The organism is Streptomyces sp. NPDC046887 (assembly GCF_040644755.1).
GTDB lineage: Bacteria > Actinomycetota > Actinomycetes > Streptomycetales > Streptomycetaceae > Streptomyces > Streptomyces lichenis.
Genome location: NZ_JBEYXH010000002.1, coordinates 308,590 through 322,993 on the forward strand (window position 1 = coordinate 308,590; position 14,404 = coordinate 322,993).

The window sequence follows — 14,404 nt, forward strand, 5'->3', positions numbered from 1 at the left end:
GAAGAATTTCCACCCGCATCGGGGTGAACTGGACGGAGCTCTTCATGGCGCGCTGGGAGAATGTCTATATCGCGGCGACGGCGGTGGACCTGCCGCCTGTCGTCCCGGTATCCGAGGCTGTGGCGGACGGCAGTTATCCGGAGAAACTCGCGCGGCGCACACGACAGCGCACCGTCGCGGTCGCTCCGGCGGACGAGCCCCCGGCGGCGTTCGCCGCCCGCGCGGCGAAAGCGGCCCTGGCGGAGTCGGGGTACGCCTTCGACGACGTCGGGCTGCTCGTCCACACGTCGGTCCTGGACCCGTCGCCCCGGATGTCGAATCCCGTGATGTGGCTGGAGCGGGAGATCGGACCGGGCGGCTTCCGGGACGTGGCGCAGCTGATGAACGGCTGCGACGGGGTGGTGAACGGCATGCGCTGGGCCGCCGCCCGTCTCACCTGCGAGACCGAACAGGGGGCCGCGCTGGTCACCGCCGCCGAGAGCTGGCAGCCGAAAGAGGTGATCGACCGGTGGACCGTCGACCCGGACACCCCGTTCGGAGACGGCGGAGCGGCGCTGGTCATGTCCAGGGACCACGGAATCGCCCGCCTTCTCGCGGCCGTCAGCCACACGCAGCCGCATCTCGAAGGGGTGCACCGAGGCCCTCGCGTGTTCGGCCAGGGCGTCAGCCTTCCGGTGGTCCTCTCGCAGCGTTCCCGCGCCTTCTACGAGACGTCCGACATCTCTCGCGAAGAAGCCTGGAAGATGCGCGGAGACGGAATCGGCGCCGTCATCGACAAAGTACTGGCCGATGCCGGCATCACACGCGAACAAGTGGCCCGCGTGGTGCTGCCTTTCAGGGGACGCCAGGTCCTCGAAGAGGAGTACTTCCCCTATCTCGGAGACCTCGAACCCGCGCGCTCCAGCGAGGAACGGGGACGCGAGATCGGGCATCTGGGCGGGGCGGATCCCATCGCCGCCCTCCACTACGCGATCGCGTCGGGCGAACTCTCCCCGGGGGATCACGCCGTCGTCTTCAGCGAGGGCGTGGGAATCGTGCAGTCCGCCGTAGTCGTCGAGGTCGTCTGAATGACCACGCCATTCGGATACGGGAACGTCCGCGTCGCCACGGCCACCCGGACCGGCACCGCCACCCCCAGCGGAGACGCGGTCGCCGTCCACGTCCAGACCGACGGCACCACCGCCGCGGCTGTGGTCGACGGCATCGGCCACAGCCACCGCGTCGCGTCCGTGGCGGAGCTGCTCGCCACCGTCATGGCACGGGTCGCCGCGCGCCGGGGAAGCCTCGCCGGCCTGCTCACCGGCACCGAGCTGGTGGCCGACAAGGGCGCGGGCGACGAACCGGAGCCGGACGCCGTCGCAGTGGTCGCCACGGTGACGGCGTCCCGTTCGACCTCCGGGTCGACGTCCGCGTCGGCCGAAGAGGAGCGGATCCGCGTCGCCTGGGTCGGCGACTGCCGCGCCTACGCCCTGGAGGGCGGACGGCTGCGGCCGCTGACCGCCGACCACAACCTCGCCGAGCACCTGGCCCTGTGCGGGTACACCGGCGAGATCCCGCGCCAGGCCGCCACGTGGGTCCCCACGACCGTGACGAAGCCGCCCTCGACCGGGGCCGGGCGGCCTTCTCCTAGCGCGCGGTGGCCGAACGCACCCTGGACATGCTCGGCCGGCCCGACCGCGCTCCCGTGCCGCTGGAGAAGTCGCCGGTCCAAGCGGACATCGACAAGCGCAGGGTCCGGTTCGGCGGCGCCCGCAAGATGTACGCCGACTACGCGGACCCGATCGCGCGGATCTTCTTCGAGGCCTACGGCATGGCAGAGCCGCTCCGCTTCGACGCGGGGGCCGACTACACCCTGGCGCCCTGGGTCAGCTGCTCCGACGGCCTCGTCAGCGTCGCCGACCCGCACCGCGGGCACCGGAGCTTCCCGGTCGCTCCCGACGCGTCCACGCCGTGCGACGTCCTGATGGTCCCGTCCCTGAAGACGCACCCCCTGCCGGAGGGCCTCGTGAGGGAACTGGTGGACCAAGGCCACACGTTCTCGACGCGGGCCGTCAGCCGTTGAGCGGATCGACGGCGCGCGGGGCGGCGGGGAGAGGGCTCAGCGCAGGGCGCCGGCAGTGAAGGTGTCCAGGGGGGCCGGGATCGGGGTGCCGGTGACGGCGTCGGCGAGGGTGTCGGCGATGCCGGTGGAGTGCTGAAGGCCCTGGGTGCCGCTGCCGACGGCGACGAGGAGGCGGGGGTCGTCGCCGGGGCGGCCGAGGAGGAAGGGGCGGCCGGGGGTGCGGGTGGTCAGCTGGACGGTGGCCTTGGCGGGCAGGGGGTGGAGGCCCGGGAGCTTGGCGGGGAGCAGGCGGGCGAGGGGGGCGAGGTCGTCGTAGTGGAGGGTGGGGTCGGGGGCGGGGGCTTCGACGGTGGGGGTGGTCGGGTCCTCCAGGCTGAGGCGGAGGTCTTGGTGCTGCTCGGTGCCGCTGCCGTGGAGGATCCGGCCGTCGGCGAACTCGCGCATGAAGGCGGGGAATTCATCCAGGGTGAGGCCGGCGTCGGGTTCGAGGGGGCGGAACCAGGCGACGGGGGCGCGGTGCGTCTCCAGTGGCAGGCCGGGGACCAGGGACGGCAGCCCGGCGCCGGCCGTCACCACGACCTGGCGTACCCGGACGTCCCGCAGGGCGGAGCGGAGGATGACGCCGCCGTCGACCGGGTCGATCGCCGTGATGCTGGTGTACTCGAAGACCCGGGCGCCGGCGGCTTGGGCGGCGGTGACGGCGGCCCGGATGGCGGCCTCTGGGCGGAGCAGGCCGGCGGACGGTTCCCAGACGCCGATGTGGGAGGCGGGGACCCCGGTGTGGCGGGGGTACTGGAAGCGCAGGGCCCGGGCGGTGAAGGTGCGGACGTCGATGCCGTGTTCGCGGGCCGCCCGTAGCGCCTCTCCGGCGACCGGGCCGTCCGGGGGGCCGACCAGCAGGCCGCCGGAGGGGAGCAGCAGCGGGGTGCGTGCGGTGTCCTCCAGTTCCGTCCACAGCTCGCGGGAGCGCCGGGCCAGCGGTACGAGGCCGGGGTGCGCGGAGCAGCTGAGGCGGAACAGGGTGGAGCCCGGCTGCCGCTCAGCGGTGCCTACAGCGCACCGGTCGAAGCCGAGGACGTCGACGCCCCGGGCGGCCAGTCTCCACAGCGCCGAGGAGCCCCACGCCCCGAGTCCGACGACGGCCGCCTCCGCGTCCCACCCAGTCATTGCCCCGCTCCTGTTCCCGCTGCCGTGTGCCTGGAGGCAGGTCATCACGGGGGCGGGGCGTCCGGCGTGAGTAACCGGTACTCACCCGGGGGGTTCCGGGGGGTCGTACGGATTCGCGCCATGGGATGGGCCTGCGGACCGGCCCGGTGCGGGGGCGGGGGTTTGAGTACCTGGGTACTCACGATGGCCACGGCGGGGGCGTGGTGGCCTAGGTTCCGCGGCGCCGTGCAGGCCGCGTGGACCGGTGGAGGCTGTGATGCAGTTCCGTGTACTGGGCACCCCTGAGATCTACGACGATGTCAGGCGGCGGAGCTTTCCGCTGAACAGTCCCAAGCAGCGTGTGCTCCTCGGGGTGCTCCTGGTGCGCGTCGACTCGGTGGTGCCCACGGGGGCGCTGATCAACGAGCTGTGGGGGCGCAACGCCCCCGACAAGGCGATCAACGCCCTTCAGGCGCACGTCTCCCGGCTGCGGCAGCAGCTGATCGAGGTGGAGCCGCCGCGGGCGAACACGCCCCGGCTGATCGCGCGCGGCTCCGGCTATCTGCTCCAGGCCCGGCCCGAGGAACTCGACAGCGTGCGCTTCCGGTTGCAGACCGCGCGGGCGCGCCGGCAGCTGACCACGGACCCGGACGGAGCGGCCGCCCTGCTGCGCCGGGCGCTCGGGCTGTGGCGCGGTCCGGCGCTGGACGGCGGCTCGCACGGTCCGCTGTGCGCGGGGGTCGCGGCCCGGCTGGAGGAGGAGCGGCTGCTGGCCCTGGAGGACCTGTGCGACGCCTCCATCCGGGCCGGTCGGCACCGGCAGGTGGTCGGGCGGCTGGAGGAACTGGTGGCCGCGCATCCGCTGCGGGAGCGCTTCCGGGACTTGCTGGCCCTGGCTCTCCAGCGCGGCGGCCGGGCGGCCGGGGTGCCGGCGGTGCGGCGGCTGCGCGCCCCGGAGGCCGAGCGCGGGACGGCGGCGGTGGTGGCGGCTTCCGCCGTACGGCAGCTGCACGAGGCCGCTCCGGGGCGGGGCGGGCTCTGGGCGGCGGACCACCTGGCGGGCCCGGGCGCCGAGGAGGGTCATGCGCACCCCCGGGAGGAGGGCGACGACCTGGAGCTGGTGCGGCTGCGCCGCCGGGTGGAGCAGTTGTCGGCCGAGCAGCACTCGATGCGGGCCGAGCTGCAGCGGCTGACGGCCCTGGTCGAACGGGGCGGGGCGGCGGCTCAGCGGCGGGATTCCGCCTGAGGGAACAACGAATTTTCTCACGGGCTCGTCAGGGTGTCAGTGAGGTGTCAGGTGTGCGTGGGGATTCGGCCGGGTGCGCTGAGGGCGCTCCTACACTGCGGATCGCCGAACGCGTACGAGGGATGAGAAATGAAGGGCTTGGGGAATTCTGTGACCGTGCTTCATGAAGTACATCGGGGCGGCGGAAGCGCTGACCAGCTGTGGAAGGCGCTGCTGGACATCGAGGCGTATCCGTCCTATATGGCGGGCGTCAACGAGGTCGGGATAACCGGCGAGAAGGACGACATCCGCTCCAGCAGCTGGGTGGTCGAGCTCAAGGGCTCGGAAATGGAATGGGATCAGGAGGATGTCGTCGATACGGGACGGCGGCGGGTGGAGTTTCGGCAGACGGAGGGCGATCTTGCCTCTTATGAGGGGTACTGGCAGGTCGTGGAGGATGGTGAGGGCACCGGGCTGGAGTTGTTCGTGGAATTCGACATCGGGCTGCCGCTGGTCGCCGAGATGATCCACCCCGCGGTGGCCAAGGCGCTGGAGGGCTACCAGCGGGACATCATCGGCCGGAGTGCGGAGGGCGGCGGCCATGAGTGAGTCGCATGCGAGGGACGCGCTCGGCGCGGTGGATGCCAAGGAGACTTTTCGGCGGGTGAGGAAGCACTTCTCGCCCGCGCTGGCGGTGGCCGGGAAGTTCAGCGGGCAGGGCGCCGTGGAGGCCTCCTCCGAGGGCAGCCGGGTGACCCTGTCGGACGGCCGGTCGGTGCTGGACTTCGGCTCGTACGCGGTGGCGCTGCTCGGGCACCGGCATCCGGCGGTGGTGGAGGCGGTGCGGGCGCAGTTGGACGCGCTGCCCACCTCCACCAGGACGGTGCAGAACGCGGCGGCCCCGCTGGCCGCGGAGCACCTGACCGCGTATCTGGGCGGCGGCCTCAACCGGGTGTACTTCGGCTGCGGCGGCGCCGACGCGGTGGAGGTCGCGCTGAAGCTGGCCCGGCTGGCGACGGGCCGGACCACGGTGGTCGCCGTGCGGGGGGCCTTCCACGGCAAGACGCTGGGGGCGCTCTCGCTCACCCATAACGAGCGGTTCCGCGCCGGGCTTGAGCCCCTGCTGCGGGACGTGGTCCATGTGGACCCGGAGGACCCGGAGGCGGTGGCCAAGGTCGTCGCCGAGCGGGAGGTGGCGGCGCTCTTCTTCGAGCCCGTACAGGCCGAGAACGGGGTGCGGGTGCTGGACGGCGAGGTGCTGGCGCGCTGGTGCCGGGACGCGCGGGAGCACGGCGCCCTGGTGGTCTCGGACGAGATCCAGGTGGGGCTGCGGCGGTGCGGCGCCCGGTCGTTGGCGCTGGAGGCCGGTCTGGCGGTGGACGCCGTACTGCTCGGCAAGCCGCTGGGCGGCGGGGTGGTGCCGGTGTCGGCCGCGGTCGGCAACGACCGGCTGTTCGCCCCGCTGCTGGCCGACCCGATGCTGCACACCGCGACCTTCAGCGGCCATCCGCTGGGCACCGGGGTGATCCCTACGGCGCTGGCCGCGATCGAGGAACACGCGGAGGACGGCGAGCGTATCGCCGCCGCGCTGGCCGCCGGGCTGGCCGAGATCCGGGAGCGGTACGCCGAGGTGGTGGTCGAGACCCGGGGCCGCGGGCTGCTGTGGGGCATCGACTTCACCACGGCCGAGGTCTCCGGCAACGTGCTGGCCGCGCTGGCCGGCAGCGGTCTGGTGGTCTCGCCCTGCATCAGCCGGCCGACGACGGTGCGGCTGCTGCCGCCGATCACCGCGTCCGACGAGGACGTGAAGGAGGCCCTGTCGCTGCTCGGCGGGGCGATAGCCCAGGCCGCCGCCGGCGTCTGAGGAAGTCTGAGGAAGGAAGAGAGAGGGACTGATGACTGCGCCGACGTATACGGGGATCGCCGAGGAGTTCGCGGCGGATGTCGTCCTCGCCGACGACATCACCGGCTTCGAGGCGAGGGACCCGGGCACGGTCTCCGAGGTGCTGCTCACCGGCGCCACCGGGTTCCTCGGGAGCTTTCTGCTGCGGGATCTGCTGGCGCGCGGGCTGACCGTCACCTGCCTGGTGCGGGCCGCCGACCCCGAGGCGGGCCTCGCGCGGCTGCGGACCACGCTCGGCGGCTACGAGGTGCTGGACGGGGTGGACCTCTCCCGGGTCCGGGTGGTGACCGGGGACGTCACCCGCCCCCGGCTCGGGATCGGGGAGGCGGAGTACGCGGAGCTGACCGCGCGGATCGGCGCGGTCTACCACTCCGCGGCCAAGGTCAACTTCCTCACCCTCTACAAGTGGCTGCGCAAGCCGACCGTGGACGCCACCCATGAGGTCCTGCGGCTGGCCCGCGACGCCCGCGCCACCCTGCACCATGTGTCCACCACCGGCATCTTCGAGCCCAAGGAGCATGAGACGCCCCGGGGGGAGTCGGACCCGACGGGCCCGCCCGAGTCCCTGTCGCTCGGCTACACCAAGAGCAAGTGGGTGGCCGAGCAGCTGGTACGGGAGGCCGGCCGCCGCGGGGTGCCGCTGACCATCCACCGGCCGGGCCAGGTGTGGGGCGACTCCACCACCGGTGCCTGCCAGCCCAATGACTTCGTGTGGCGGTTCATCAAGGGGTCCATCCAGGCCGGGGTGTATCCGCGGCGGTTCGGGCTGGACATGAACATGGTGCCGGTGGACTACGTCAGCGCGGCGATCGTCGCCGCCTCCCGCGACCCCCGGTCGACCGGGCGCTGCTTCCACCAGGTCAGCGCGGGCTCCCTGGACTCGGACCGGATCCTGGAGCTGGTCCGGGGCGCCGGGTACGAGATCCGGGAGGTCTCCATCCTGAAGTGGATGAAGGCGGTCTCGGCCGACACCGGGAACTCCATGTTCCCGCTGATGCGGCTGATCGTGGACCTGGAGCGGTTCGAGGCGGCGGAGTTCTCGGACGAGGAGACCCGGGCGTTCCTGAGCGGTTCGGGGGTGGTGCGCCCGGAGATCGACGAGAAGCTGTTCGCCACCTATGTCGCGTACTTCGTCCGCCAGGGCACCCTGCCCGCGCCCGCGGCCGGGGCCGCGCTGGTGGGCTGACGGCCCGGTAGCGGAGTGCGTACGGGGCGGTGGCCGTCGGCCACCGCCCCTGTCGCTGCCCGGTGACGGTCAGCCGGCCGTGACCGGGGCGCCGCGTTCGGCGGGCTCCTGGCCCGGGGCCCGGTGCAGTGCCTGCCGGGCCGTGATGCCCAGCTTGTGGTAGATGCGGTGGAGGTGGTTCTCCACCGTCCGCACCGACACCACCAGCCGCACCGCGATGTCCCGGTTGGACATCCCGGTGGCGGCGAGCGCGGCCACCTCCCGCTCGCGCGGGGTGAGCGGGGCCAGGTCGCCGCGGCTCTCGTTCACCGTCCAGGCGGGCAGGGCGCAGGCGCCGCCGCTCAGCAGGTCCTCGCAGATGGCCCAGGCCTCCCGGCCCTTGCGGCGCTGCCCGGCGGCCCGGTGGGCGCGGGCGGCCTGCGCCGCCGCCTCGGCGGCCAGCGGTAAGGCGCCCATCTCGCCGAACTGCCGGGAGACCCGGATCAGCGCCTGCCCGTCGGCCTCGGCCAGCGCCTGGATGTGGTCGGCCATCGCCCGGGCCGCCGCGCCGCCGCAGGAGGCGGCCAGTTGCCGGGCTCGGGCCTGGAAGCGGTAGGAGGCGTTCTCCTTGATCCGGGCGACCAGGTGCAGGGCGGCCAGCGCGGTCATCGGGCGCCCGCCCGCCGCCGCCCGGTCGGCCAGCTCCAGAGCACCGGAGGCGGCCCCGGAGCGGTCGCCGGTGTGGGCCAGGACCAGGGCCCGGTCGAAGGCGATCTCGTCGTCGGCGATCGGGTGGGAGACGCCCTCGCTCTGTACGGTACGGGCCTCCACCAGCGTACGGAGTGCCTCGGCGTGCTGCCCCGACTCGGCCAGCGCCCCGGCCAGTTGGGCCAGCGGCCAGGCGCGGGTGACCGGCCACTCGTGCGCGGTGTCCACGGCGACCGCCTGCCGCAGCAGGGCCACCGCGCGCTGCGGCCGGCCGCACAGCCGGGCCAGCCGGGCCCGCGCCAGCACGGTCTGGAGCAGCGCGGGCCAGCGGTCGGCCTCGTCGTAGCGGTGCGGGGCGTCCAGCGCGTCCGCGGCCTCCCTGAGGTTGCCCGCCAGCCACAGGCAGCGGGCCGCCAGGGCCTCCAGCAGGACCACCGCGTCCGGGTCCCACTCGAAGGAGGCGCCCCGGTAGCGGCTCAGCAACTCCGAGGCGCCCACCGGGTCGCCGAGTTCGGCGCGGGCCAGCGCCACCACCGGGACCAGGCCCTGGGCGACGGCCGGCGGGACGTCGCCGGTACGCAGCACCGCCTCGCCGATCTCCACGGCCTCCCGCAGCCGGTCGGACATCATGGCGATCAGGGCCCGGCTGCCGTGCAGCACCCCCGCCTCGCCGGGTCCGACGGCGGCCAGGGCGCGGTCGAGCACCGCACCGGCGTCCTGGACCCGCCGCAGCCGCCAGGCCAGGTTGACCACCCGGGCGTGCACGGCGGCCACGTACTCGGCCCGCTCCATCTCCACCCCGGCGGACAGGGCGGTGTCGAAGACCGCCTCGGCCTCCTCGTGGCAGCCCCGGCCGATCAGCACCTCGCCGAGCAGCAGGGCGGCCCGCAGGGTGTCGGCGGGGGCGTCGGAGGTGCGGATCGCGTACGCCACCAGCCGGCACAGCGCCTGGGTGCCCTCGCCGAAGTCGGAGACCGAGCCGCGGCGGGGCGGTTTGCCCGGGACGGCGACGCACAGGGCGAGCAGGCACAGCCGCTCGGCGAGGTGGTGGATCCGCCGCCGGACCGCGGCGCGGGCGGCCACGAGCAACTGCTCCCGCTCCGGTACGAGTCCGGCCTCGATGCGCAGGGAGACCACCCGCAGCACGTCCTCGGGCTGCTGCGGGCCGGTGGACTCCATGGCGTCCGCCACCTGGCGGCGCAGCCGCTGGGCGGTGAGGCCGGACATCCGGGAGGCGACCACCACCCGGCTGAGCGGTACGGCCAGCCGCAGCTCTACGCGCGTACCCTCGTGGCGTACGGCCACGATGCCGCGCAGATCCAGCGACTCGGCGGCGTGCCCGAGCCCGAAGGCCGCGGCGATGTCGAGGTCCAGCGGCTCGGCGACCGCCAGCATGTTGACCAGTTCCCGCTCCTCGTGGCCCAGGTCGCGCAGCCCGAGGCGGATGACCTCGGACAGCCGGTGGCCGGGCGGGTCGGTGAGGCCTTCCCAGACCCAGACCCCGCCCGCCGGGCGGAGCGAGCCGTGCTCCACGGCGTAGTCGACCAGTTCGCGCAGCATCAGCGCGTTGCCATGGGTGGCGGCCCACAGCCGTTCCAGGGTGGGTGCGTCGGTGTGGCCGCCGAGCCGGGCGTGCAGGACGTCGCGGAGCGCCGCCCGGTCGAACGGGGCGACGTCCACATGGTCGATGAGCCGGTCGACCCAGAGTTTGTCGATGCCGGCCGGCGCGGGCGCGTCCCGGCGGCTGGTGGCGAGCACGCTGAGCCGGCCCGCGGCGACCAGCCGGTGCAGCCGGAGGCCCGAGGCGTCGTCCACCAGGTGGGCGTCGTCGATGCCGACCACCGGGCGGTCGCCGGCCGGGCCGCTGAGGGTGGACGGTTCGAGCGACGACAGGCATTCGCCGAGCGATCCGTACCCCTGGGCACGGGCGCCGTTGCTGCTCCAGCTCGCGCCGCCCACCGAGAGGACGGTGCGGCCGGCGTCGGAGGCGCGTTCCAGCGCGGTGGCGAGCAGCAGGCTCTTCCCCACCCCGGATCCGCCCACCAGGATCGCTCCGCCGCCGCGGGCGAGTGCCCGCTCCACGGCGTCAAGTTCGGAGTGTCTACCCGTTAGCGGCCAATCGACGGAAAGCTCTGTTGACATTCTTCTCGCTCCCCCGGAGGAATAATGTCAGCACTTGTCGGTGAACACTGGTTGGCCCGGGGGTGGACGGACTGGATTCGATTCTTCTGCGGCCGAGGACGGCCGGGTGCGAACAGGGGAAATTCCTGGCGCAAACCCGACAGTGCAGGCCGCCCTTCAGTCACATCACGACCATCCGGGCCTACATTTCCGGTCAAGTATAGACCGGCACCTTGAGACCGGAGCTGACGGCGATCTGACGGTCCGGAGAACGTTCAAAGGGCCTGATGCCCGGGGTTTCGACGGCCGATCGGGGGGCTGATCGGCAATATGGACCGGCAATCCTGCCGTCGGATCGGCGGGCGCCGACCGGATCCGCACCGGAATTGGGCCTTCCGCCTCCGTCTCTCCGCCACTATTCATTTGGCTGATACACGGGTCGAGGATCGGCCAGGTGGTGGACACTCGCCCCCGGTGCGGGGGTCACCGGGGACGAGTGGTTCAGGGGGCGGCCCCGCGGGGCCGCCGTCAGACCGGCCGGGCGGCCAGCCGCCACCGCCGGGCGCGGTTGCGCTGGGCCCAGAAGGAGGCGTACCGGCCGTCCGCCGCCATGAGTTCGTGGTGCGCGCCGCGCTCCACGATCCGGCCCTCGTCCAGCAGCAGGATCTGGTCGGCCGCCGCGACGGTCTGGAGCCGGTGCGCGATGACCAGCAGCGTCCGGCCCGCCGTCAGATGGGTCAGCGCGTCCTGCACCGCCCGCTCGTTCTCCGGGTCGAGCGAGGCGGTCGCCTCGTCCAGCAGCACGATCGGCGCGTCCTTGAGGATCGCCCGGGCGATGGAGACCCGCTGGCGCTCACCGCCGGAGAGCAGCGCGCCGCCCTCGCCGACCTTCTGGTCCCAGCCGTACGGCAGCCGCTGGGCGATCTCCTCGACCCGGGCCAGCCGGCCCGCCTCCCGGACCTCCTCGTCGGTGGCGCCGGGGCGGCCGAGGCGGATGTTCTCCAGGATGGTGCCCTCGAAGAGGTAGACGTCCTGGAAGACCACGGAGACCTTGGACATCAGCACCTCCGGGTCGATCTCCCGGACGTCCACCCCGCCGACCCGGACCACGCCGCCGTCCACGTCCCAGAACCGGGGGATCAGCTTGCCGACCGTGGTCTTGCCCGACCCGGACGGCCCGACCAGCGCGGTCATGGTGCCCTCGGCGAGCCTGAGCGAGACCCCCGACAGCACCGGGGTGCCGTCGTAGCCGAAGCGCACATCCTCGAACTCGACTTCATGGCCCTGGGGTTCGCGCGCCGGGGAGGGCTCGGGCAGCCGGGGCTCGGCCAGCAGCTCGGCGATCCGGTCCAGCGCGGCCTGGGCGGTACGCAGGGTGGAGCCCAGCACGGCGGCCTCGGCGATCGGCTCGGTGAACCGGGCCGCGAGCACCAGCACCGCCAGCAGCTTGGCGACGTCCAGCCCGCCGTCCAGCGCCAGATACACCCCGGTCACCAGGATCACGGTGAACGCGGCCTGTACCACCAGGGCGAAGCTGACCAGCCCCGGCACCCCGGTCCTCAGCACCTGGCGGGAGGACTCGGCCTGGTTGCGCAGCGCGGCGTCCAGACCGGCGCCACCCGACCCCTGCTCGTCCCGACCGAACACCCGCAGCACCGGCTGGAGTTGGGCGAACTCCACCACCTTGCCGCCGGTCTCCGCCTGGGCGGCGGTGCGGGCCTCGTCGGCGGTGCGGGTGAGCCCCGCGCTCCACCGGTAGACCAGCAGGATCAGCGGCGCGGTGAGGGTCGCCGCCAGGGCGAGCCGCCAGTCGAAGACGTACATGACGACCACGACGGTGGCGGGGGTGACGAAGCTGGTGACCAGCGGCCGCAGCAGATGCGCCGGGACGCCCATCACGTCCATGACGCTCTTGGTGGCGAGCTGCCCCAGCCGGCCGACCCGCTCGGGCCCGAACCAGCCCAGCGGCAGCGAGGCCACCTGGTCGCCGATCCGGTTGTGCAGCATCCGGGAGAGGGTGGCCCCGGCGTCGAAGCCGGTGCGCAGCGAGTCGTAGTAGGCCACGCAGTAGAGGGCGGAGACCCCCAGCAGTGCCCACACCCAGGGCCAGACGGAGTCCGGGTCGGGGCCGAGCAGGGCTTCGAGGATCGGTACGAGCAGAGCGAAGGCGACGCCCTGGAGGACCGCGCAGACCACCAGGGCGGTGATCATCCGGCGGATGGGCCGGTTGTGCTCGGGGCCCACGACGTCGAGCAGTTGACGGATCATCGGCTGATGCCTCCCACCTGGGCGGTGCCGGCGGCCGGGTCCGGGGTGTCCCCGTGCGGCTGCCAGACAGTGCTGCGTTCATGGGCGTGCCACATCCGGGCGTACCGTCCGCCGCGGGCCACCAGCTCGGGGTGGGTGCCCTCCTCCACGATGGCGCCGTCCTCCAGGACCACGATCCGGTCCGCCTCCACCACGGTGGAGAGCCGGTGCGCGATCATCAGGACGATCTTGCCGCGGGTCAGTTCGGAGAGGGCGGCCTGCACCTCGGCCTCGGACTGCGGGTCCGCGTAGGCCGCGGCCTCGTCCAGGACGATGATCGGGGTGTCCGCCAGCAGCGCCCGGGCGATGGAGACCCGCTGGGCCTGCCCGCCGGAGAGCCGGGCGTCCTCGCCGACGACCGAGTCGTAACCTCGGGGCAGCGCCTCGATCTCGTCGTGGACGCAGGCGGCGCGGGCGGCGGCGATCACCTCCTCGCGGCCGGCGTCGGGGCGGGCCATCCGGATGTTGTCGGCCACCGAGGTCTGGGTGAGCCGGACGTCCTGGAAGACGAAGGCGACCCGGCGGTAGAGGTCGTCCAGGGCGAGGTCCCGGACGTCCACCCCGCCGATGCCGATGCTGCCGCCGGTCACGTCGGCGAACCTCGGCAGCAGGGTGGCCAGGGTGCTCTTGCCCGAGCCGGAGGGGCCCACCAGCGCGGTGACCGTGCCGGGGGCGAGCTCCAGGTCGATGCCGGCCAGGGCTTCTTTCTCCCCGTCGTAGCTGAACCGCACGCCCTGGTAGCTGACGTGGTTGCCGGCCGGGGTGCGCGGCTCCTTCGCCACCGGCAGCTCCTCGGCGTGGAGCACCTCGCCGACCCGGGCCGCGGCCGCCTTGGCGAACCGCAGCTCGTAGCTGGCGTAGAAGAGGGCGAGTACGGGGGCGGTGAGGCCGACGCCCAGCAGGGCGAACGGCAGCAGGTCCACCCCGGCGAGCCGGTCGCCGGTGACCAGCAGGGCGCCTCCGGCGACCACGGCCAGCAGCACGGCGATGGGTGAGAGGACCATCTCCGCGACCGCCTTGGAGTGGACGGTGGAGCGGACCCAGGCGAGGAAGAAGGCGGCGAAGTCGTCGGCCGCGTCCCGGAACTTCTGGTGCGCCCGATGGGTCTGGCCGAATGTCTTGACCACCGCGACGCCCTGGACGAACTCGACCGCGCTGGCGTTGATCTCGCCCATGGCCCGGTCGTAGTCCGGCAGGTGCTTGGCCATCTGGGCCATGGTGATGCTGTACAGGCCCAGCCCGATCACCAGCGGGGCGAGCGTCACCAGCGTCATCAGCCAGTCCACCCAGAGCAGATAGACCACCGAGACCACCGGGACGACGGTCGCCGAGGTCATCTCCAGCAGGGAGTGGGCGATCATATGGTGCATCGCGTCCACATCGTCCTGCACGGCCTTCTTCACCGTGCCGGAGTTGCGCGCGGAGAACCAGCCCAGCGGCACCCGGGCGAGCCGGGCCACCATCCCGCGGCGGATGTGCGACTGGAGTTCGTCGTCCGCGAAGTGCGACAGGGCGCCGGCGGCCAGCATCAGGGCGAGCCTGACGAACAGGGCGCCGACGGCGACGGCGGTGATGGTCCACGCCCGGTCCGAGCGGTCGGCACCGTCGCCGAGCAGCACCCGTCCGAGTTCGGCGATGGCGATGAAGGGGACGACCCCGGCGATCGCCGAGAGGGTCTGGGCGGCCACGGCCAGCCGCAGCCTTCCTCTGATCGGGCGCAGAATCTCGCCCAGTGCGGCCTGTTCCGCGGCCATCCGGTCCTCCAAG

At 73.2% G+C, this 14,404-nt stretch carries 10 protein-coding genes; 6 read left to right on the forward strand and 4 right to left on the reverse strand.

Going from position 1 to position 14,404, the window contains the following annotated elements; all coding sequences use genetic code 11:
- Window positions 1-44 precede the first annotated feature (44 nt).
- Both ABZ945_RS04445 and ABZ945_RS04450 read left to right on the forward strand, forming a co-directional pair.
- Entirely contained in the window at window positions 45-1,067 is a 1,023-nt protein-coding gene (locus ABZ945_RS04445; RefSeq protein WP_361263653.1) for a 3-oxoacyl-[acyl-carrier-protein] synthase III C-terminal domain-containing protein, read from the forward strand.
- 569 nt (window positions 1,068-1,636) lie between these two features.
- On the forward strand, window positions 1,637-2,062 hold the full coding sequence (locus tag ABZ945_RS04450) for a hypothetical protein (protein ID WP_361263656.1): 426 nt from the start codon (window positions 1,637-1,639) through the stop codon (window positions 2,060-2,062).
- Window positions 2,063-2,098: 36 nt separating this feature from the next.
- On the opposite strand, the gene ABZ945_RS04455 is transcribed toward ABZ945_RS04450, so the two are convergent.
- Window positions 2,099-3,229 (reverse strand): FAD-dependent oxidoreductase, encoded by a 1,131-nt coding sequence (locus ABZ945_RS04455; protein ID WP_361263659.1) that lies wholly within the window; start codon window positions 3,227-3,229, stop codon window positions 2,099-2,101.
- 256 nt (window positions 3,230-3,485) lie between these two features.
- Between ABZ945_RS04455 and ABZ945_RS04460 the strand changes: the two genes are divergently transcribed.
- The 4 genes from ABZ945_RS04460 (at window position 3,486) to ABZ945_RS04475 (ending at window position 7,522) form a co-directional block, all read left to right on the forward strand.
- The gene (locus tag ABZ945_RS04460; protein ID WP_361263662.1) at window positions 3,486-4,454 is read left to right on the forward strand and encodes a BTAD domain-containing putative transcriptional regulator; all 969 of its coding nucleotides are present in this window, start codon (window positions 3,486-3,488) and stop codon (window positions 4,452-4,454) included.
- A 156-nt stretch (window positions 4,455-4,610) separates the two neighbouring features.
- Window positions 4,611-5,042: an SRPBCC family protein gene (locus ABZ945_RS04465; protein ID WP_361263665.1), complete on the forward strand. Its 432-nt coding sequence runs from the start codon at window positions 4,611-4,613 to the stop codon at window positions 5,040-5,042.
- Entirely contained in the window at window positions 5,035-6,297 is a 1,263-nt protein-coding gene (locus tag ABZ945_RS04470; RefSeq protein WP_361263668.1) for an aspartate aminotransferase family protein, read from the forward strand. Before ABZ945_RS04465 ends, ABZ945_RS04470 begins: the two co-directional genes overlap by 8 nt.
- Before the next feature lie 31 nt (window positions 6,298-6,328).
- Window positions 6,329-7,522 (forward strand): thioester reductase domain-containing protein, encoded by a 1,194-nt coding sequence (locus ABZ945_RS04475; protein WP_361263671.1) that lies wholly within the window; start codon window positions 6,329-6,331, stop codon window positions 7,520-7,522.
- 69 nt (window positions 7,523-7,591) lie between these two features.
- Here ABZ945_RS04475 and ABZ945_RS04480 read toward each other — a convergent pair whose 3' ends face one another.
- From ABZ945_RS04480 to ABZ945_RS04490, 3 genes are all read right to left on the reverse strand, one after another.
- Window positions 7,592-10,291, reverse strand: coding sequence for a LuxR C-terminal-related transcriptional regulator (locus ABZ945_RS04480; RefSeq protein WP_361263674.1), 2,700 nt, complete (start codon window positions 10,289-10,291; stop codon window positions 7,592-7,594).
- Window positions 10,292-10,858: 567 nt separating this feature from the next.
- Entirely contained in the window at window positions 10,859-12,598 is a 1,740-nt protein-coding gene (locus tag ABZ945_RS04485; protein ID WP_361263677.1) for an ABC transporter ATP-binding protein, read from the reverse strand.
- Window positions 12,595-14,391, reverse strand: a complete 1,797-nt coding sequence (locus ABZ945_RS04490; RefSeq protein ID WP_361263680.1) for an ABC transporter ATP-binding protein — start codon at window positions 14,389-14,391, stop codon at window positions 12,595-12,597. Before ABZ945_RS04490 ends, ABZ945_RS04485 begins: the two co-directional genes overlap by 4 nt.
- Window positions 14,392-14,404: the final 13 nt, after the last annotated feature.